This is a genomic window from Cellulosimicrobium funkei, from assembly GCF_001019615.1.
Classification (GTDB): Bacteria; Actinomycetota; Actinomycetes; order Actinomycetales; family Cellulomonadaceae; genus Cellulosimicrobium; species Cellulosimicrobium cellulans_E.
Map to the genome: position 1 here is coordinate 63643 of NZ_JNBQ01000013.1, position 19437 is coordinate 83079.

The window sequence follows — 19437 nt, forward strand, 5'->3', positions numbered from 1 at the left end:
CGTGCGTCAGCCGGGGATCTCCATCACGTAGAGCGTGTTCCCGTCGACGTCGCGCAGCGAGAACATCGGTGGGACGCCCTCCCAGCGCAGGAGGTCTCCGGTGCTCGCGCCGGCGTCGGTGAGCGCCGCGTGGTCGGCGGCCGCGTCGGAGGTCGTGAGGCGGATGCCGGTGTCGACGCCCGCGGGGAGTCCGTCTCCTGTTGCGACCAGCGCGACGGACGTCGCCGACCCCGGGGGCGCGACCTCGATCCAGCGGAACCCCTCCTGGAGCTCGCCGTCCATGCGGACCTCGAAGCCGAGCGTCCCGGTGTAGTAGGCGAGCGCGCGGTCCTGGTCGGTGACCGGGACCGCGACGGTGTGCACGCCCGTGAGGTGGGTCGTCGCCATGGTGACTCCTTCGTGGTGCGGCAGGTGCTGCGGACAACGGGGAGACCGTCGCGGGCGACAGGACTCATCGGCGGGGCGGCGCCGGGTGTGGGCGGGGGCGCCTAGGCTGGAGGGGCTATGGCTTCGCTCTTCGAGAACCTCCCGCTGCCCGGCCTCGACACGCTGTTCGACGGCCCGCGCGTCGACCACGGCGGCGAGTCCCGCCTCCCGCGGACCGCCCCGCGCTGGACCGACGACCCGGCCGTGCCCGACGGCGCGGGGTCGCCCGCCGGGGACGGCGGGACGGGGCCGGGGAGCGCCGGCTCGTCGCCGGGAACGGGGGAGCGCAGGGGCCGGTACGCCCACCTCGACCCCGAGGCGCTGCTCGACGGGCTCAACCCGCAGCAGCGCGAGGCCGTCGTCCACGCGGGCGGGCCGCTGCTCATCGTCGCGGGCGCCGGGTCGGGCAAGACGCGCGTGCTCACGCACCGCATCGCGCACCTGCTCGCGACGCGCCGGTCGAACGCCGGGCAGATCCTCGCCATCACGTTCACCAACAAGGCCGCGGCGGAGATGCGCGAGCGCGTGGAGGCCCTCGTCGGGCCGTCGGCGCGGAACATGTGGGTCTCGACGTTCCACTCCGCGTGCGTGCGCATCCTGCGCCGCGAGGCGAAGACGCTCGGGCTCCGGTCGAGCTTCTCCATCTACGACGCGGCGGACTCGCAGCGGCTCATCACGCTCGTCACGCGCGAGCTCGACCTCGACCCCAAGAAATACCCGGCGCGCTCGCTCGCGAACAAGATCTCGGACCTCAAGAACGAGCTCATCGACCCCGAGACCTACGCCCGGGACTCGGGCGCGCACGCGACGGACGACGGCCTCGCGGCGCGGGGCGGACAGCACGGCGCGAACGTCCCCGAGTTCGACCAGGTGCTCGCCGACGTCTACACGCGCTACCAGGCGCGCCTCGTCGCGGCGAGCGCGCTCGACTTCGACGACATCATCATGACCACGGTCAACCTGCTCCAGGCGTTCCCCGCGGTCGCGGAGCACTACCGCCGCCGGTTCCGGCACGTGCTCGTCGACGAGTACCAGGACACCAACCACGCGCAGTACGTGCTCGTACGCGAGCTCGCGGGCGTCGGCGAGGACTCGGCGGCGACCGACGCCGCGACGAGCGGGACCGGGGAGGCGCAGGTCCCCGCGCTCGACCCGGCCGAGCTCACCGTCGTCGGGGACGCCGACCAGTCGATCTACGCGTTCCGCGGCGCCACGATCCGCAACATCCTCGAGTTCGAGGCCGACTACCCGGACGCCCGGACCATCCTGCTCGAGCAGAACTACCGCTCGACCCAGAACATCCTGTCCGCCGCCAACGCCGTCATCTCGCGCAACCCCGACCGCAAGCCCAAGCGTCTGTGGACCGACTCGGGCGCGGGCGCGAAGGTCATCGGCTACGTCGCGGACAACGAGCACGAGGAGGCGCGGTTCGTCGCCGAGGAGATCGACCGCCTGGGCGACTCCGACGGCGTGCGCCCCGGCGACGTCGCGGTGTTCTACCGGACCAACGCGCAGTCCCGCGCGCTGGAGGAGGTGCTCATCCGCGTCGGCCTGCCCTACAAGGTCGTCGGCGGCACGCGCTTCTACGAGCGGCGCGAGGTCAAGGACGCGGTCGCGTACCTGCGCGCGATCGACAACCTCGACGACGACGTCAACCTGCGCCGCGTGCTCAACACCCCCAAGCGCGGGCTGGGGGACCGGGCCGAGGGCGCCGTCGCGGCGCTGGCGGACCGCGAGCGCATCTCGTTCGGTGCGGCGCTCGCCCGGATCGACGAGATCCCCGGCCTGACCAACCGCACCCTCAACCCCCTGCGTGCGTTCGTCGAGCTCATGACCGGGCTGCGCGAGCTCGCGGACTCCGGCGCGAGCCCGTCCGAGATCCTCGGCGCCGTCCTCGACCGCACCGGCTACCTCGCCGAGCTGCGCGCGAGCGACGACCCGCAGGACGCGACGCGCGTCGAGAACCTCGCCGAGCTGCACGCCGTCGCGACGGAGTTCACGGAGCTCGACCCGGAGGGCACGCTGTCGGACTTCCTCGAGCGCGTCTCGCTGGTCGCGGACGCCGACCAGATCCCCGCGGACGACGGCGACGACGAGGGCGAGGAGAAGGAGGACCCGGGCGTCGTCACGCTCATGACGCTCCACACGGCCAAGGGCCTCGAGTTCCCCGTCGTGTTCCTCACCGGCATGGAGGACGGCACGTTCCCGCACATGCGGTCCCTGCACGACGACGCCGAGCTCGCCGAGGAGCGCCGCCTCGCCTACGTGGGCATCACCCGCGCGCGCGAGCGGCTCTACGTGTCCCGGTCCGCGGTGCGGTCCGCGTGGGGCATGGCCAACGAGTTCCCGCCCAGCCGGTTCCTCGAGGAGATCCCCGAGGAGCTGTGGGACTGGCGGCGGCGCGAGTCGTCGATGGCGACCCTGCGCGCGGGCGGGTCGGTCTGGGGTCGCGGATCGGGCTCGAGTTCGTGGTCCGGGTCGCGGTCGGGGTCCTGGTCGGGGTCGCGCACCGAGGGGGCGGATGCCGGATCTACTATCCGGAGCCCTCGTTCCTCGGGCTCCTCCCGCCAGGCCCGCCACGATCCGGCATCGACCCCCTCGGCGCGCTCGCCGTTCGGCTCGCCGTCCGGTGGGGCGAAGTTCGGGTCCGCGACGCCGCGCGCCGACGGGGACGTGCCGAACCTCGCCGTGGGGGACAAGGTCACGCACGACGCGTACGGGCTCGGGACCGTCGTCGCGCTCGAGGGGGCGGGGCCGAACGCCGTCGCGAAGATCGACTTCGGCGCGGACGGGACCAAGCGGCTGCTGCTGCGGTACTCGCCCGTCACCAAGCTCTGACGAGCGGGGCGCTCGACCGGCCGGTCGCACCGGCCGACGCGTGGACGTCTCGCGCGGGTCAGCCGATCGTGCCGAGCGCGCGGTAGGCGAGGACGAACGCCGCCGCCACGACGGCGGTGCCCGCGACGGCGATCGTGACCGGCAGGCCCCCGCGGAGCCGACGTGCGAGCATGCCGACGAGAAGGATGAGCGCGACGACGCCGATCACGACCCAGTAGGTGGCGCCCGTCGTCTCGACGACCGTCGTGAGCCCGTACACCGACTCGCCGACGCCGATGCCCGCGAGCGCCGCGGTGCCGAGGGCGGCGTGGACGCCCGCGCGCCACAGCCACGCCGCCGCGACGCCGACGAACGGGCCGACGACCAGGCCGACCACGCCGAACATCGTCGGGTCGTAGAAGAACCCGCGCACGTCGGCGGCGACGGTGTAGCCCAGGGTGAGCAGCACGAAGCTCGTGGCGCCCAGCACGGCGGCGTGCCACGTCCGGGCACGCGGGGCGCGCGCGTACCAGGCGACCAGGAGCGCGGTGAGCAGCGTCCAGCCGCTCGCCGAGTTCGCGAAGGGCGCCGCGGCGTCGGGCAGGAACCCCTGGGCGTACGAGGTCAGGCCGCCGAGCACGAAGCTCGCGACGAGCACGACGGCAGCGCGCCGCCAGGGGCGACCCGGCGACGTCGTCACCCCGGCGGGTCGGTTCGGTGCCGACGAACGGTCGTCGGCGCGGTCGGGGAGAGAGGTCGTCTCGGGCACGCCACGACGCTAGGCGCCGTGGCGGCGTCGGGCGTCACCCCGTCGTCGGGCACGGGCGCGCGAGGCGTCCTACCGTGGCAGGACGACCGAGCCCCGAGGAGCCTCCCGTGACCCAGCCGGCCGCCCGCCCCGCCCCGTGGCCCGACCTCGACGTCCGACGGTGGGAGCCGACGCGCCGGCCGCTCCACCTGTTCACCCAGGTGATCGGCAAGGTCGTGCTCGACCTGACGCCGTTCGTCAACCACTGGTGGAACGTCGCGTTCCACGTGACGTCGCGCGGGTTCGTCACGCCCGTGATGCAGGTCGGCGACCGCGCGCTCGACGTCGAGATCGACCTCGTGGCGGAGCGCGTCGCGTTCCGCACGTCCGACGGGCGCACCGAGACCATCGTGCTGGGGCCGATGTCCGTCGCCGACTTCTACGCCCGCACGCTCGCGTGCCTCGAGCGTCTCGACGTGGCCGTGCGGGTGTGGTCGACGCCGCGCGAGATCCCCGACCCCGTGCCGTTCGAGGAGGACACCGAGGTCGGGGAGTGGGACGGCGAGCTCACGCGCACGTGGCTCGCGACCGTGCAGCGGGTCGTCGCGGTGATGGAGCGGTTCCGCTCCGGGTTCTACGGCAAGTCGAGCGGGCCGCGCTTCTACTGGGGCGCGTTCGACCTGGGGCTCACGCTGTTCAACGGGCGACCCTTCCACCAGCCGGACGCCGTCGAGCCCATCTACCGCTACGCGGAGAACGCCGAGAACCTCGCCGTCGGCTACTGGCCCGGCGACCCGACGACGCACGCGGACCAGGTCTACGCGTACGCCTACCCGCAGCCGCCGGGGATGGCCGACCTCGACCTCACCCCGGGGTACTGGGACCCCGGCCTGCGCGAGGCGGTGCTCCCGTGCGGGGTGCTGCGCGACGCGGCGGACCCCGACGCCGTCCTGCTCGCGTTCTTCGAGCGCTCCTACCGTCAGCTGGCGACGGCCGCCGGGTGGGACCTCGACGCGTTCACGGGACCGGTCCCGCCGGGCTGAGGGCAGCCAGGGGACCGGTCACGCCGGGTCAGGAGGCCTGGCGGTGCGGCGCCGCGAGCGCGGCGCGCAGGCCTGCGGCGTCGGACCCCGCCTCCGCGAGCGCGTCGACCAGCGCGCGGTGCGCCGTCGAGCCCTTCGCCCGCGCGACCGCGGCGAGGACGTGGCCCGAGTCGATGGTGCGCGACCCCTCGTGCACGGCCTCGCGCAGCGAGAGCTCGAGCGCCTTCTTCGCCTCGGGCGTGAAGGGGATGTGCGAGCGCCGGTTGCGTCGCCCGCGACGGCGCTCGTCGTCGCGGGCGCGGTCGAGCGCCCCCGGCCCGAAGGCCGCGTCCGTGCGCGCACGGATCTCGTCGAGGTCGATCCCGAGGGCGGCGAGGGCCGGACCGTCGAGCGTGTCGTGACGACTCGCGGAGTCGACGTGGCGTTCGAGGTCGTCGGTCGTGACGCCGACGGCGGCGAGCGCGGTGGCGCCCGTGCTGCCGTCCTGGCCGGCGAGGGAGAGGAGCAGGTGCACGGCGTCGATGGCGTCGTCGCCGCGCGAGCGGGCCACCTCCTGGGCGCCGACCACCGTCTCGCGGGCGTCGGCGGCGAAGCGTTCGAACATGTCATGACCTCCTGGTGGTGCGGGACGCGCCGTACTTCTTGTGCACGGCCTGGCGGGTGACGCCGAGGCGGTCGGCGATCTCCTGCCACGACCAGCCGAGCGCTCGGGCGTGCTCGACCTGCAGCGCCTCGAGGCGTTCGGCGAGCACGCGCAGCGAGCGCACGGCACGCAGCCCCGTGTCGGGGTCGGTGCTGCTCGCGGCGTCCATGTCGACGGGTTCCATGGCTGTCAATCTAGGTTGACGCGACGCCCTCTGTCAACACAGGTTGACGACGGCGGACGTCGATCCGGGGGTCGGGACCGGTCGGCTAGTGTCGTGCCGCCGCGCGGCACGAGCGTGCGGGCCGTCGATCGACAGGGGAGATCTCGCGATGCAGCACCGGTACGGAACGCGGAGGGCGGCGCGCGCCGCTTCCGTCGTGGCGGTCCTCGCCCTGGCCCTCGCGGGCTGCGGCACCGACGCCCCGGACCCCGGCCCGGCGGCGACCGCGACGGAGGCGCCCGAGCTCTCGACCGACCCGACCCCCGTCCCCGTCCGGGGCCACGTCCTCGGCCTCGACCTCGAGGGCGCGGTCGGTCCCGTGGTGGTCGACGGGGACCTCGGCGTCCTGCGCATCGAGGTCGGGGCGAGCGGCGGCGAGGGGTCGCTGCTGACCGGGAGCGTGTTCGGGAACCGGGCGATCGCCGACCAGGAGGACTCCTTCGACGGGGTGCGTCTGGTCGACCTCGACGCCGGTGTCGTCCGCGAGGCGGCGCGATCGGGCTCCGGGAAGGCGTTCGCCGAGCTGGGCGAGCAGTACATGATCGCGCCCGGTCGTGAGCCCGTCGTGGGCTTCGTCGCGTTCGACGCGCCCAGCGCGCCGACCACCGCGGTCCTCGTGCCGTCCCTCGGTCTCGTCGAGGACGTGCCGGTGGTGGCTGCGGCCGACGCCGACGGTCTCACCGTGCCGGTCGCCGACCTCGCCCCGTCCGGCGTCGACGACGTCGTGGCGCCGACCGCCGTCCTCGAGACGTACAGCGCCACGGCCGACGACGCCGTCCGCACGCGCGACACGGGCGAGAAGGTCAGCGTCAACGTGAGCTCCGACGTGCTGTTCGGCGTCGACTCCGCCGACCTCGGCCCAGAGGCGGACACCGCGCTCGAGGCGGTGGCGGGAGAGCTGGCGCTCGCGGCGGACGGCGGGCTCGTGGTCGTCGGGCACACGGACGACGTGGGCGAGGACGCCGCCAACCAGGAACTGTCGGAGCGCCGGGCGCGAGCCGTGGCGGACCGGCTGGGACAGGTCACAGACCTCGACCGGTTCGACGTGCGCGTCGAGGGCCGCGGCGAGCGCGAGCCGGTCACGACCGAGCTCACCGACGAGGCGCGCTCCCTCAACCGCCGGGTCACGGTCGAGTTCACCGCCTCCGACGAGCCCGTCGGCGTCGAGGGACCGACCGGCGAGGTCGCCGCAGCCCAGGGGCCGACGGTCGACGGTCTGGGGGGCGCGACCCTCGAGCACCACGACACGGTGGGTGACGTCCAGAGCCTGCACGTCGAGCTCGTCGAGATGCGGCGCGCGGGCGGCTACCTCGTCGGCACGCTCGACGTGCGCAACGACGGGACGGACTACGCGACGTTCGTGAGCGTGCTCGGGTCCGTCCGCGACGGCCGCGGTGACCTCGGCAGCGGGCTCCTGGGCGCGAGCAACGTCACGCTGCTCGACGGCGGTGTGCGCGTCTACCCGGTCGACTACCTCGTGGAGCCCACGTTCTACGACCTCAACGGGCGCAACGTCCTCGCGGACCTGCAGGTCGGGTCCCTGGACCCGGGCGTCACGTCCCGGGTGACGGTCGTCTGGCCGGACACGGGTTCGGACACCGTCGTCGTCGACGTGCCCGACGGCTCGACGTCCGTCTCGGACGGCAGCACGCCGGTGCGGTTCGTGGACGTGCCGGTCGCGGACTGACCCGGTGGCGCCCGCGCGGACGCCGCGTGACGAACGGAACACGTGGCGCCGGGCGTCGTCCCCGCCGAGCGATAGGAGCCCCGGCCTTCCCGGGCTACCCTGTACGGGGATGTCTTGATGTCGAGACATCGGTCATGCCGCACACGGCGCATCAGACGGAAGGACGCAGCAGGGTGGACCTGTTCGAATACCAGGCGCGCGACATCTTCGAGAAGCACGGCGTGCCCGTGCTGGGCGGGGTCGTCGCGACGACGCCCGAGGAGGCCCGCGCGGGCGCCGAGAAGCTCGGCGGCGGCACCGTGGTCGTCAAGGCCCAGGTGAAGACCGGCGGCCGCGGCAAGGCCGGCGGCGTCAAGCTCGCCCACTCGCCCGAGGAGACCGCCGAGAAGGCGTCCGAGATCCTCGGCATGGACATCAAGGGCCACACGGTCCACCGCGTCATGGTCGCCCAGGGCGCCAAGATCGCCGAGGAGTTCTACTTCTCGGTGCTCCTCGACCGGTCGAACCGCAACTACCTCGCCATGTGCTCCGTCGAGGGCGGCATGGAGATCGAGCAGCTCGCGGTCGAGCGCCCCGAGGCGCTCGCCAAGGTCGCGGTGGACCCGATCGTCGGCATCGACGAGGCCAAGGCGCGCGAGATCGTCGACGCCGCCGGCTTCGCCGAGGAGCTCAAGGCCCCGGTCGCGGCGGTCATCGAGAAGCTCTGGACCGTCTTCACGGCCGAGGACGCGACGCTCGTCGAGGTGAACCCGCTCGTCCGCACCGAGGACGGCTCGATCATCGCGCTCGACGGCAAGGTCACGCTGGACGACAACGCGTCGGAGGTCCGTCACCCGGACCACGAGGCGCTGGAGGACAAGGAGTCGACCGACCCGCTCGAGGCCAAGGCCAAGGCGAACGGCCTCAACTACGTCAAGCTCGACGGCGAGGTCGGCATCATCGGCAACGGCGCGGGGCTCGTCATGAGCACGCTCGACGTCGTCGCGTACGCGGGCGAGGCCCACGGCGGCGTGAAGCCGGCCAACTTCCTCGACATCGGCGGCGGCGCCAACGCGCAGGTCATGGCGAACGGCCTCGACGTCATCCTCAACGACCCGCAGGTCAAGTCGGTGTTCGTCAACGTCTTCGGCGGCATCACCGCGTGCGACGAGGTCGCCAAGGGCATCGTGGGCGCGCTCGAGATCCTCGGCGACGAGGCGTCCAAGCCGCTCGTCGTGCGCCTCGACGGCAACAACGTGGACCTCGGCCGCGCGATCCTGCGCGAGGCGAACCACCCGCTCGTGACCCTCGCCGAGACCATGGACGGCGGGGCCGACAAGGCTGCCGAGCTGGCCAACGCCTGATCGCCCGAAGACGCGGAAAGCTGAGACAGAGAACACCATGTCGATCTACCTGAACTCCGACTCCAAGATCATCGTCCAGGGCATCACCGGCGGGATGGGTGCCAAGCACACCGCCCTCATGCTCGACTCGGGCGCGCAGATCGTCGGCGGCGTCAACGCCCGCAAGGCCGGCACGACCGTCACGCACAAGGACCACGAGGGCAACGACGTCACGCTCCCCGTGTTCGGCACCGTGGCCGAGGCCATGGCCGAGACCGGTGCGAACGTGTCGGTCCTCTTCGTCCCGCCGGCGTTCACCAAGGACGCCGCGATCGAGGCCGTCGACGCCGAGATGCCGCTCATCGTCGTCATCACCGAGGGCGTCCCCGTCCAGGACACGGCCGAGGTCTGGGCCTACCTCCAGGGCAAGAAGACGCGCATGATCGGCCCGAACTGCCCCGGCATCATCACGCCGGGCGAGTCGCTCGCCGGCATCACCCCGCACACCATCACGGGCAAGGGCCCGGTCGGTCTCGTGTCGAAGTCGGGCACGCTGACCTACCAGATGATGTACGAGCTCAAGGACCTCGGGTTCTCGACCGCCATCGGCATCGGCGGCGACCCGATCGTCGGCACCACGCACATCGACGCGCTCGAGGCGTTCGAGAACGACCCCGAGACCAAGGCGATCGTCATGATCGGCGAGATCGGTGGCGACGCCGAGGAGCGTGCCGCGGCGTACATCAAGGAGCACGTCACGAAGCCGGTCGTCGGCTACGTCGCGGGCTTCACCGCCCCGGAGGGCAAGACGATGGGCCACGCCGGCGCGATCGTCTCCGGCTCCGCGGGCACCGCGCAGGCCAAGAAGGAGGCCCTCGAGGCCGTCGGCGTCAAGGTCGGCAAGACGCCGTCCGAGACCGCCGCGCTCCTGCGCGAGGTCCTCGCCTGACCCTGGCTCCATCGCAGGACCCATGACCCGGGTCCTCGCACCCGACGCCCCGCGACCGCTCCGCCGGTCGCGGGGCGTCGTGCGTCCGGGCCGGCGCCCTTCGTCAGGCGGCCGGGTCGCGGTCGCCGCTCGGGACCGTCGGCGCGCCCGAGGCGGCCAGCCACGCGTCGAGCCGCACCCACTGCGCGTAGAGCCACGCGGCGCGCTCCTCGTCGCCCGCCGGGAGCGCCTCGCGCGGCGTCGCCCAGATCTTGAGCGTGAGGCGCTTGTCCATCGGCAGCTCGCGCCAGATGTCGCGCACGGTGACCAGGCGCTCGAGGCCCGTGTGCGCGACGACCGCCACGCCCGTCGTCGGCGTCGCGTCGAGCGCGGCGAGGAACCCGCCGACGTGCGGCGCCATGACGTGCGGCATCCCCTCGGCGAGGACGGCGAGGTCGTCCTCCCCGGAGGCGCGCAGCGCCGCGATGCGCGTGTCGCGGCGGCGCGGCGTGACGTTCCCGCCCTCGGGGAAGAGCAGCACGGCGGAGTCCGGCGCCAGGTCGGTGGCGAGCTCGGCGACCGCCTCGCTGCCCGACGGCGCACCGTGCGGTCGCCGGGAGCGCGGCACCACGAAGTACGCCGGCACGCGGTGCAGCAGGACGTCGATCGCCGGGTCCCACTGGAGCGTGTCCTTGAGGACGACGCGCGGCTCGCGGCCCGCCGCGTTGACGATCCGGTCCATGAGGACGAACGAGTCGCCCGGCCCCGCGTGGCGGCTCACCACGAGCACCGGGGCCCCGTCGAGCCCGTCGGCCTCGCTGAGGTCGACGTCGATCCGCAGCCGCAGCGTCCAGCGCACCTGCCAGAACAGCACCGAGAGCATCGTGCCCGCGAGGCGGACGTGCGCGCGCCGGAACGCCGGACGGTCCAGGGCCCATCCGAAGCCCGAGCCCACCCAGAGGCCGAACAGCGCGACGAGGGCGGCGGCGTCCCACACGACGTAGAAGCTCGCGAGCCACAGGACGCGCGGCGCGCGCAGGCGACCGGGCAGCGCCCAGCTCACGATGCCGCCGACGAGCAGGACGAGCATGATGCTCGTCGGGACGAGCAGGACCGCGAGGACGACGACGGCCGGCGCGAGCAGCAGCCGGCGGACCCATCGGGGCGGAGGCGGGACGTTCACGCGTCGCCGCCCAGCTCGTCCAGGTAGCGGCGCGCCGCCGCGTACGACGAGGCGGCGCGCGCTCGGGTCGTGTCCAGCCGGCGCGACGACGAGAGCCGGTCGTCGCCGGGGAGCGGCCCGCCGCTGGGCAGGACGTGGACCGTCACGTCGTCGGGGACCTCGGCGAGCTCGCGCGCGAACCGGTGCCGTCGGGAGATCTCGAACGTCACCTTCGCGACCTCGACCGCGGTCCGCGGGGGCCGCAGCGGCTCCTCGATCCGGCCGACCTGGAGCACCCAGACCGTGCGGGCGCCGCGGCGCACGGCCTCGCCCAGCGGGATCGAGGAGACCACGCCGCCGTCGACGTAGTGCTCGTCCCCGATGCGCGTGGGCGGCAGCGCGCCCGGGACGGACGCCGAGGCGAGCACGGCGTCGACGAGCGGGCCGTCGCTGAACCAGCGCTCCGCCGCGCGCTCGATCGACGCCGCGGCGACGACGAGCGGCACGGCGAGGTCCGCGAACGTCGTGCGCTCCCCGAGCACCTGGCGCAGGAGCGCGCGCAGGGGAGCCGGGCTGGCGAGGTGGGTGCGCGTCGTCGCGAGCCGGTGCACCTGCCGGTACCACGCCTCGCCGTAGACCTGGGCGGCGGCGGGCGAGGACCAGGCGGACACGAGGCGGGGGACGACGGCGGGCGTCGGGTCCGCCGCGAGAGCCGCGCCGTTGATCGCGCCGATCGACGTCCCGACCACCAGGTCGGGCGTGATGCCCCGTTCCAGCAGCGCGCGCAGCATGCCGATCTGGACCGCGCCGCGCACGCCACCGCCACCCAGGACGAACGCGGTGGGGGCGGGCGCCGTCGTCATGGACCGATCGTAGGCGCGGGTAGGCTGGCGCGCCGGGGCGAATGCCACGTACCGACCACTCGATCGACGACGATGGGCACCATGAGCACCACCAGCACGACGCGTGGTGCGCGCACGCGCACCGTGGACGGCAGCCCGGCCCCCGCACCGGTCGTGGTCCGGCGCGGGCCGTCGGGCGTGCTCGCCGCGCTCCAGGCGCTCGCGCTGTCCCTCGCGGTCGTCGTCCTGCCGGGCGTCGTGGCCTTCCTCGCGTCGTCCACCGGGTCGTCCGAGGGCACGGGGTGGGGGCAGTCCGTGACGATCGCCGCGGGCTTCTGGCTCCTCGGCCACGGGGTCCCGCTCGTGGCGAGCGGGACGACCGTCACCCTGGTCCCGCTGGGGCTCACCGCGCTCGCCCTGTTCTGCTGCTTCGCGTCCGCGCGCCGGTCCGCGCACACGACGACGTCCGCGTGGGTCGCGGGCACCGTGACCTACGCGGTCGCGACGCTGGGCGTCGCGCTCCTCGCGGGGTCAACCCCGCCCTGGGGCCTCGCGGTCGCGGTCGTCGGGGGTGCGCTCGTCGGCGGGCTCGGGCTCGGCGCCGGGATCCTCGCGCGGCCGGACGCTCCCTTCGTCGGCGACCTCACGCACCGGCTCGACGGGTGGCTCCCGCCGTCGGTGCGGCTGGGACTGCGCGGCGGGTTGCTCGGCACCAGCCTGCTGGCCGGCGTCTCGGCCGTCGTCGTCGGGGCGTGGCTCGTCGCCGGCCGCGCGACGTCGGGCGACATCGTCGCCGGGCTCGTGCCCGGGACCGTCGGCGGCATCGTGCTCGCGCTCGCCCAGCTCGCCGTCCTGCCGAACGTCGTCGCCTGGGCGGGGGCCTGGCTGGTCGGCCCGGGCTTCGCCGTGGGCGAGGGCAGCACGTTCGCCCCGAGCGGCTCCGAGCCGGGGGCGCTGCCGGCGATCCCGCTGCTCGGCGCCCTGCCCGGCGACGACTGGACCAACCCCCTGACGCCCTGGGTGCCGGCCGTCGTCGTCGCTCTCGGCGTCGTGGCCGGGGCCTTCGTGTGGCGCCGCCTGCGCGACGTGACCGGGACGCACCCGGACGACGACGTCCGGTGGCTCGACGTCGGCCTCGCCGTGGGCGGGGTCGCGCTCGGCGCCGGACTGCTCGTCGGCGTCGTGAGCTGGCTCGCGGGCGGGGCGGTCGGGCCCGGGCGGCTCGAGGTCGTCGGCGCCGACGCCCTCGTCGTCGGCGCGCTCGCCGCGGCCGAGATCGGCGGCGGCGCCGCGCTCGCCGTCCTGTGGGCGCGCCTCGACGTGCTGGGACGCCGCCACGGCAACCCCCTCGACGACGAGGCCTGACGCCGGGACGGTTCCGAGAGGGAGCCGTCGGCGGTGCTTCTCGTCAGTCGAGCGGTGGCGTGGAGGGCGGAGTCGTGTCGAGGTCGACCACCGATGTCGGGACGGGGCAGTCGGGCGAGGCGGCGAGGTCCATCCGTGTCACCACGGACCAGCCGTCCTCGGTGAGCGGGAGCTCGAAGCGGGCGTCCTCGCCGGCGGCGACGCTCGCCGACCAGGTCTCGAGGCGGTCCGCGAGAGCCGCCCAGTCGCCCGCCCACGACCGTGCGGGCCTGTCGGCGTCGAGGACGTCCGTGGGCACCGCACCGACGGCGGTCGTGAGCAGACGGGCTGCCTGTGCGACGTCGAGCGCAGCGGTGGCGCGATCCTCGGGCGTCGTCGCGACCGCGAGCGTCGCTCCGGCCTCCTGGACCTGCGCGCAGGGGTCCGCCGCGGCGGCCAGGATCCTGTCGTCCTCGACGAGCTCGAGCCTGTCGTGGTTCGCGTAGAGCACGATCGCCCAGACGACGAGGGCCACGGCAGCGAGGAGGACCGCGGCAGGGACCGCGAGCCACCACCACGGGGACACTCCGCGGCGCAGACCCTCTCGGTCCACGGGCGGGAGCGACGGCGGAGGGCCGGCGAGCGGCGGGGTCGGGGCGGTCACGCCGCGGACCGTGCGCTGGGCGCGCCCTCGACGGGGGCCGCGGCGGCGGGGTCGGTGAAGGCCTGACGCGGGACGACGGCGAGCAGGAGGACCGCGGCGACGAGCGCCGTCGCGCCGCAGACGACCCAGACGGTGACGTACCCGCCGAACGAGCCGGCCGTGCTCCCGGTCGCGCCGCCCTGGAGCGCGGCGCCCGCGAGCGCGATGCCGAAGACGCAGGACGCGATCGCGCCGCCGACGGTCTTCACGGAGTTGGTCAAACCGGTCGCGACGCCCGTGAGGGTCGGGGGCGCGGCCGCCGCGGCGGCTGCGGGCAGCGCGGCGACCAGAGCGCCGGAGCCGAGCCCGACGATCACCATGTTGGTGAGCACGTGCGCGTACGTCCCGTGGAACGGCAGGAAGAGCAGGAAGCCCAGACCCACGAGGGTGGACGCACCGACCAGGGTGAGGCGCGGCGTCGCGCGGCGGGCGACCCGGGGGTAGGACAGCGCGCCGACGATCATGCCGATCAGGTAGACGCCGATGAGCAGGGACGTCTGGAAGCCGGTCGTGCCGAGCCCGTACCCGTGCTCGGCGGGGTCGGTGCGGGCGAACGTGGACAGCGGCGCCTGGGCGCCGAGCACGGAGACGCCGAACAGCCCGGCCGTGAGGAACACCGGGCCCAGCGTGGGGGACCGGAACATGCGCACGTCGACGAGCGGGTCGTCCTGACGCAGCTCCCACCGGGCGAACGGCCACAGCAGCGCGGCGCCGAGCACGACGAGCGCCCACGGCGCGAACGCGACGACGCCCTCGAGGCGGAGCAGGCTGAGGCCGCCCGTGAGCGCGAGGAGCGCGAGCGAGACGAGCACGAGGCCGACGGTGTCGAAGCGCCCGCCCGCGGGGTCGGGCGACTCCTGCACGCCGAGCAGCACGACGACGAAGCACACGACGACGAGCAGCGCGGGGACGAGGAGCACGACGCGCAGCGGGAGCGCGTCGACGAGCGCGCCGCCGGCGAGCGCGCCGACGATGGCGCCGGTCTCGAGCGCCGCGACGAGGACGCCCGCGGCCCGCGCGGTGACGGCGGCGGGGTTCGCGAGGCGTCGGGCTCGCGACCAGACGAGCGCGATCTCCAGCGGCAGCCACACGACGTAGAACCCCTGCACGGCCCACGCCACGAGGAACACCGCGAACGAGTCCGTGAACGGCAGGACGAGCGACGCGGCCGCCGTGACCGCCGTCGACCACAGGAGGATGCGGCGGTGGCCGACCATGTCGCCGAGCTTGGCCAGCGCGGGCACGACGAGGGCGGACAGCATGAGCTGGGAGCCCTCGAGCCAGTTCACGTCGGCGTCGTGCACGCCGAGGTGCCGCGCGATGTCCGTGAGCATCGGCGTGTAGTAGCCCTGGAGGACGCCGCTCGTCAGCTCGACGAAGGCGAGGAACCCGACGACGCCGGCGAGGGTCGAACCCGCGAGGCGCCCGGTGAGCGAGCGAGCCATCGCTGCTCCTTCTGCGTGGGGAGGCGCGCGTCGTCGCACGCCCCGGAGGTGGGGGAGCGTCAGGGTAGCCGCTCGAGGAGCGCGCGGTGGAACCGCTCGCCCCGCTCGAGCTCGGCGACCTCGACGCGCTCGTCGACGCCGTGGATGGTGGCGCGCAGCTCGGCGGACATCGCGAGCGGCGCGAACCGGTACACGGCCGGGGAGAACCGGTGGAAGTGCCGCGCGTCGGTCGCCTGCATCGTGATGTACGGGGCGGGCAGCGCGTCGGGGTGCGAGACGCCGACGCACGCGGCGAGGAGGGCGAACCGCTCGTCGTCGACGGGGGACTCGGGGGAGGGTTCGCTGCCCTCGACGACCTCGACCTGGACCTGCGGGTCGTCGACGCGCCGCCGGACGCGCTCGACGGTGCCCGCGACGGTCTCGCCGAGCGCGATCCGCAGGTTGACGGTCGCGGACGCCTGCGACGGCAGCACGTTCGCGGCCGTGCCGCCGGAGAGCATCGTCGGTGCGACGGTCGTGCGGACGATCGCCGCGGCCTCGCCTCCCATCGCGGCGAAGGTCTGCGCGGACACCGGCGGCGCGGCGGCCAGGGCACGCAGCGCGGTGCGCGCCGGTCCGGTCGCGCGGTCGGAGAAGAGCCGGAGCATGCGCGAGATCGCGACGGGCGTGCGCGCGGGGAAGGTGCGCGGGCCGAGGCGCTCGACGGCGCGCGCGACGCGCCGGACCGCCGTCGTCGTGGGCGGGGCGGAGGCGTGCCCGCCCTCGCCGCGCGCGGTGAGGCGCAGCGTCAGCACGCCCTTCTCGCCGACGCCGATCATCGCGGCGCTCCCGGGGACGAGGGGGAGCGGGGAGTCCGTGACGGCGCCGCCCTCGTCGAGCACGAGCCAGGGGATCACGCCGCGGTCGCGCAGCGTCGTCGCGATCGCCGCCGCGGCCGCGCCGTGCGACTCCTCGTTGCCGCCGAACGACAGGTAGACGTCGCGCGCGGGCGTGAAGCCTGCGGCGAGGAGGTTCTCGACCGCCTCGAGCACGACGACGAGCGGCCCCTTGTCGTCGAGCGCGCCGCGCCCGTGGACCCAGCCGCCGGCGACGCGACCCTCGAACGGCGGGTACGTCCAGGCGTCGCTCTCGTCGACCGGGACGACGTCGTAGTGCGCCATGAGCACGAGCGGCGCCTCGTCGGACCGGCCGCGCCACCGGTACAGCAGCCCGAGCTCGGTGATGCGCTCCCGGTCGAGGTGCTCGTGGACCAGGGGGTAGAGCTCGGGCAGGAGGTCGACGAGCTCGTCGAAGGGCGCGAGGCCTCGCTCCTCCAGCTCGGCGGACACCGTGGGGATCCGGATGAGCCGGGCGAGGCGTTCGTCGGCACCGGGCCGGGGGGACACGGAGGCGGTCGTCATGCGCTCACCCTAGAGACTCCATGTCACGAGCAGGTGACGGAGTCTCAGGCCGTGTCGGCGGACGGTCCCGGGGCGTCGGAGGCGGTCAGGAGGACGCGGGGGCCGGCGTGGGGAACCAGCGGGCGAACTTCTCCTCGAGCGCCTGGGTCCGTTCGACGTCGCAGCGCTTCTCGGCCGAGACGGTGATCGCGCCGTCGAGGCACTGCTGGTGCGCCAGCGCGACGTCCCACGTGACGAGGGTCGAGACCATCTGCAGCGCGAGCATGGCCGAGAGGCCGACCCCGATGCCCAGCGCCGGGACGAGGGCACCGCGCACCCGTGCCCGCCAGACGGCCACGAGCGCGCGGATGCCCACGACGATCGCCCCGAGCGCGAGCGCGAGGCTCACGGCCTGCCACGGGAACGGCATCGTGCTCACGACGATCACCGCGAGCAGGAGCAGGCCGAAGTGCAGCACGCGCCGCGTCGCCTGCCGGGCGAGCTCGGGGTCCGGCTCCGGCGGCTCGGGTGGCGCCGGCGGTCGGCGGTCGGTGGGCGCGTCCAGGTCCGGCCACCCCGGCGGGGGAGGGGGGAGCGGGGCACCCGGGCCGGGCCCGGCAGCGGGCGGGACCGGTGCGTCCGGACGCGCACCCTCCTCCGGCGGCTGCTGCGGCTCGGGGCGAGGCTGCTGCGGCGCGTCGGGACGGGGCGGTGCGTACGGGTTGCCCACGGGCAGCTCCTCGGTCGGTCGGGCGGCTCGCGGTACATTCTCCCATCGGAGGCCGGGTGCCCGGGAGGGTGTGCCCAGCGCCTCCCGCCGACCCCGACACTCGAGCACCTCGAGCCCCCCGAGCCACCCGACACCCGCAGGAGCACCGTGCAGACGCCGTCCGGCCACCCCGTCGAGTCCACCTCCGCCGCCCGCGTCGTCGTCCTCGTCTCGGGCGCCGGCAGCAACCTCGCCGCGATCCTCGCCGCGCACGACGACGCCGCCTACGGGGCGCGCGTCGTGGGCGTCGTGTCGGACAAGGCCGACGCGGGCGGACTCGACCTCGCCCGCGAGGCCGGGATCGCCGCCGTCGTCGTGGCACCGGGCGACTTCGACGACCGGGCCGCGTGGAACGAGGCGGTCGCGCAGGCGGTCGACGTCTTCCGTCCGGACCTCGTGGTGCTCGCCGGTTTCATGCGCATCCTGGGCCCGGCGTTCGTCGGGCGCTTCGCGGGCCGCACGATCAACACGCACCCGGCGCTCCTGCCGTCCTTCCCCGGTGCCCACGGCGTACGGGACGCGCTCGCGTACGGGGTCCGCGTGACCGGGTGCACCGTCCACGTGGTCGACGACGGCGTCGACACCGGGCCGATCATCGCCCAGGTCGCCGTCCCGGTCGAGGACGGCGACGACGAGTCGTCGCTCCACGAGCGCATCAAGGTCGCGGAGCGCGCGCTGCTCGTCGAGACGGTCGGCCGCGTCGCGCGCGAGGGGCTGCGCGTCGAGGGCCGCCGAGCCCTGCTCGGCTAGGCGCCGGGGTCCTCCGTGCGCGCGCCGGTGGCCTCGTCCGCGGGCGGGAGGTCGCGCGGTGCGAGGACGGCGAGGGCCTGGTAGGTCTCGCGACGCTCCTGGGGCGCCGCACGCCCCTCCTCGAGCGAGCGCGCGGTCCAGCGCTCGAGCAGCTCCGCGAGCTCGCGGGACATCGTCGCCGCCTGCTCGGCGGTGAGCACGAGCGTGCTGAGCGCCAGGATCCGGTCCTCGCGGGACCCGGTCTCGCTCCCGCGCCGGAACGTCTCCTCGGCCCAGGCCAGGGCTGGGCGCACCACGTGGCGCACCGCGTCGGGCGTACCCGGCTCGACGGCGTAGCTCTGCGCCACGTTCTTCCACACCCGGTCGCGCCGGTCGCGCGCGTGCTCGGGCGCCTCGACGATCATCCCGACCTTGGCGAGCACACGGAGGTGGAAGCTCACGGAGTTCGCGGGCTCTCCCGTCGCCTGGGCGAGGTCCGCGGCGCGCGCGTGCCCGAGGACGGCGAGCTCCATGAGGATGCGCTGGCGCAGCGGGTGCGCGATCGCCCGCAGCGCTGCGGGGTCCTGGACGTGGAAGGTCTCGAGCACAGGCCGAGGCTAGCAACGCCCGAGGCGGTGCACGTGGAGGTGCGCACCAGAAAGTGCGCAACGAATATTGCGCAATAACAGTTGCGCACCTAGGTTCTTCTCATGACGAACCCGCCTGCCGCCTCGGTCGAGGACCACCCGCCCACCGGCCCGTCGTCGGCGGCGGCTGCCCCGAACCTCATCGTCCCGCCGTCGCTCCTGCGCAACCGGTCGTACATGCTGCTCATGACCGGGATGACCGCGGAGTCGCTCGGTGCGGGCGTCGCGCTGTTCGCCGTACCGCTCGTCGCCTACGGGATCACCGGCTCGGTCGTGCAGGCGGGCGTCGTCGCCGCCGTCGGCCAGGTCGGGGCGCTCCTGGCGACGCTGCCCGCCGGCGTCGTCGCCGACCGGGTCGACCGGCGTCGGCTCATCACCGTGTCGGCGACCGTCGGCGCGGCGCTGTGGGGGACCGTCGCGCTCGCCGCGGGGCTCGGGTCGCTCACCGCCTGGCACCTCGCGGCCGTGCTCTTCGGGGCGTCGGTCGTCGGGGCGCTCGTCGACCCGGCCACGAGCGGGGCGTTCCGCTCGGTCGTGCCCGTGCCGCAGCTGCCGACGGCGCTCGCGGCCGTGCAGGGCA

19 protein-coding genes are annotated in these 19437 nt (G+C 74.5%); 8 read left to right on the forward strand and 11 right to left on the reverse strand.

Annotated features, from left to right (window positions below):
* Window positions 1–6: 6 nt before the first annotated feature.
* Window positions 7–387 carry a VOC family protein gene (locus tag FB00_RS11660; protein WP_047233078.1) on the reverse strand — a complete coding sequence of 127 codons (381 nt, stop codon included), beginning with the start codon at window positions 385–387 and terminating at the stop codon, window positions 7–9.
* Window positions 388–504: 117 nt separating this feature from the next.
* Here FB00_RS11660 and pcrA point away from each other — a divergent pair, with 117 nt between their 5' ends.
* Window positions 505–3264, forward strand: coding sequence for a DNA helicase PcrA (gene pcrA, locus FB00_RS11665; protein ID WP_047233079.1), 2760 nt, complete (start codon window positions 505–507; stop codon window positions 3262–3264).
* 58 nt (window positions 3265–3322) lie between these two features.
* Here pcrA and FB00_RS11670 read toward each other — a convergent pair whose 3' ends face one another.
* Window positions 3323–4012 carry a DUF6518 family protein gene (locus FB00_RS11670; protein ID WP_231581813.1) on the reverse strand — a complete coding sequence of 230 codons (690 nt, stop codon included), beginning with the start codon at window positions 4010–4012 and terminating at the stop codon, window positions 3323–3325.
* Window positions 4013–4119: 107 nt separating this feature from the next.
* Between FB00_RS11670 and FB00_RS11675 the strand changes: the two genes are divergently transcribed.
* Entirely contained in the window at window positions 4120–5034 is a 915-nt protein-coding gene (locus tag FB00_RS11675) for a DUF5996 family protein (protein ID WP_047233080.1), read from the forward strand.
* A 28-nt stretch (window positions 5035–5062) separates the two neighbouring features.
* Here FB00_RS11675 and FB00_RS11680 read toward each other — a convergent pair whose 3' ends face one another.
* Both FB00_RS11680 and FB00_RS11685 read right to left on the reverse strand, forming a co-directional pair.
* The gene (locus FB00_RS11680) at window positions 5063–5638 is read right to left on the reverse strand and encodes a Clp protease N-terminal domain-containing protein (RefSeq protein WP_047233081.1); all 576 of its coding nucleotides are present in this window, start codon (window positions 5636–5638) and stop codon (window positions 5063–5065) included.
* Between the two features lies 1 nt (window position 5639).
* Window positions 5640–5861: a helix-turn-helix domain-containing protein gene (locus tag FB00_RS11685; RefSeq protein ID WP_047233082.1), complete on the reverse strand. Its 222-nt coding sequence runs from the start codon at window positions 5859–5861 to the stop codon at window positions 5640–5642.
* A 196-nt stretch (window positions 5862–6057) separates the two neighbouring features.
* Between FB00_RS11685 and FB00_RS22355 the strand changes: the two genes are divergently transcribed.
* From FB00_RS22355 to sucD, 3 genes are all read left to right on the forward strand, one after another.
* On the forward strand, window positions 6058–7587 hold the full coding sequence (locus FB00_RS22355; RefSeq protein ID WP_052877616.1) for an OmpA family protein: 1530 nt from the start codon (window positions 6058–6060) through the stop codon (window positions 7585–7587).
* Window positions 7588–7760: 173 nt separating this feature from the next.
* Complete coding sequence (gene sucC, locus FB00_RS11695; protein WP_047233083.1) at window positions 7761–8930, forward strand: ADP-forming succinate--CoA ligase subunit beta; 1170 nt, start codon at window positions 7761–7763, stop codon at window positions 8928–8930.
* Window positions 8931–8967: 37 nt separating this feature from the next.
* Window positions 8968–9858: a succinate--CoA ligase subunit alpha gene (gene sucD, locus FB00_RS11700; protein ID WP_047233084.1), complete on the forward strand. Its 891-nt coding sequence runs from the start codon at window positions 8968–8970 to the stop codon at window positions 9856–9858.
* A gap of 103 nt (window positions 9859–9961) precedes the next feature.
* Here the strand turns inward: sucD and FB00_RS11705 are convergent, their stop codons facing one another.
* The gene (locus FB00_RS11705; protein WP_047233085.1) at window positions 9962–11020 is read right to left on the reverse strand and encodes a 1-acyl-sn-glycerol-3-phosphate acyltransferase; all 1059 of its coding nucleotides are present in this window, start codon (window positions 11018–11020) and stop codon (window positions 9962–9964) included.
* Entirely contained in the window at window positions 11017–11862 is an 846-nt protein-coding gene (locus FB00_RS11710; protein WP_047233086.1) for a patatin-like phospholipase family protein, read from the reverse strand. The genes FB00_RS11705 and FB00_RS11710 overlap by 4 nt, the downstream gene beginning before the upstream one ends.
* Before the next feature lie 81 nt (window positions 11863–11943).
* On the opposite strand from FB00_RS11710, the gene FB00_RS11715 reads away from it, so the two are divergent.
* Window positions 11944–13206, forward strand: coding sequence for a DUF6350 family protein (locus FB00_RS11715; RefSeq protein WP_047233117.1), 1263 nt, complete (start codon window positions 11944–11946; stop codon window positions 13204–13206).
* A gap of 43 nt (window positions 13207–13249) precedes the next feature.
* Here FB00_RS11715 and FB00_RS11720 read toward each other — a convergent pair whose 3' ends face one another.
* The 4 genes from FB00_RS11720 to FB00_RS23000 all read right to left on the reverse strand — a co-directional run bounded on the left by FB00_RS11720 (window position 13250) and on the right by FB00_RS23000 (window position 17442).
* Window positions 13250–13849, reverse strand: a complete 600-nt coding sequence (locus FB00_RS11720) for a hypothetical protein (RefSeq protein WP_047233087.1) — start codon at window positions 13847–13849, stop codon at window positions 13250–13252.
* Window positions 13846–15333: an MFS transporter gene (locus FB00_RS11725; RefSeq protein WP_047233088.1), complete on the reverse strand. Its 1488-nt coding sequence runs from the start codon at window positions 15331–15333 to the stop codon at window positions 13846–13848. Before FB00_RS11725 ends, FB00_RS11720 begins: the two co-directional genes overlap by 4 nt.
* Window positions 15334–15392: 59 nt before the next feature.
* A complete protein-coding gene (locus tag FB00_RS11730) occupies window positions 15393–16733 on the reverse strand; it encodes a M20/M25/M40 family metallo-hydrolase (RefSeq protein WP_047233089.1) in 1341 nt (446 codons plus the stop codon).
* Window positions 16734–16818: 85 nt separating this feature from the next.
* Window positions 16819–17442 carry a hypothetical protein gene (locus FB00_RS23000; RefSeq protein ID WP_047233090.1) on the reverse strand — a complete coding sequence of 208 codons (624 nt, stop codon included), beginning with the start codon at window positions 17440–17442 and terminating at the stop codon, window positions 16819–16821.
* A 147-nt stretch (window positions 17443–17589) separates the two neighbouring features.
* On the opposite strand from FB00_RS23000, the gene purN reads away from it, so the two are divergent.
* Entirely contained in the window at window positions 17590–18231 is a 642-nt protein-coding gene (purN, locus tag FB00_RS11740; protein WP_047233091.1) for a phosphoribosylglycinamide formyltransferase, read from the forward strand.
* Here purN and FB00_RS21120 read toward each other — a convergent pair.
* Window positions 18228–18818: an ArsR/SmtB family transcription factor gene (locus FB00_RS21120; protein WP_052877618.1), complete on the reverse strand. Its 591-nt coding sequence runs from the start codon at window positions 18816–18818 to the stop codon at window positions 18228–18230. The genes purN and FB00_RS21120 overlap by 4 nt on opposite strands.
* A 102-nt stretch (window positions 18819–18920) precedes the next feature.
* On the opposite strand from FB00_RS21120, the gene FB00_RS11750 reads away from it, so the two are divergent.
* Window positions 18921–19437 (forward strand): MFS transporter (locus tag FB00_RS11750; protein WP_156186383.1); only part of this gene is annotated, 517 nt, incomplete at its 3' end.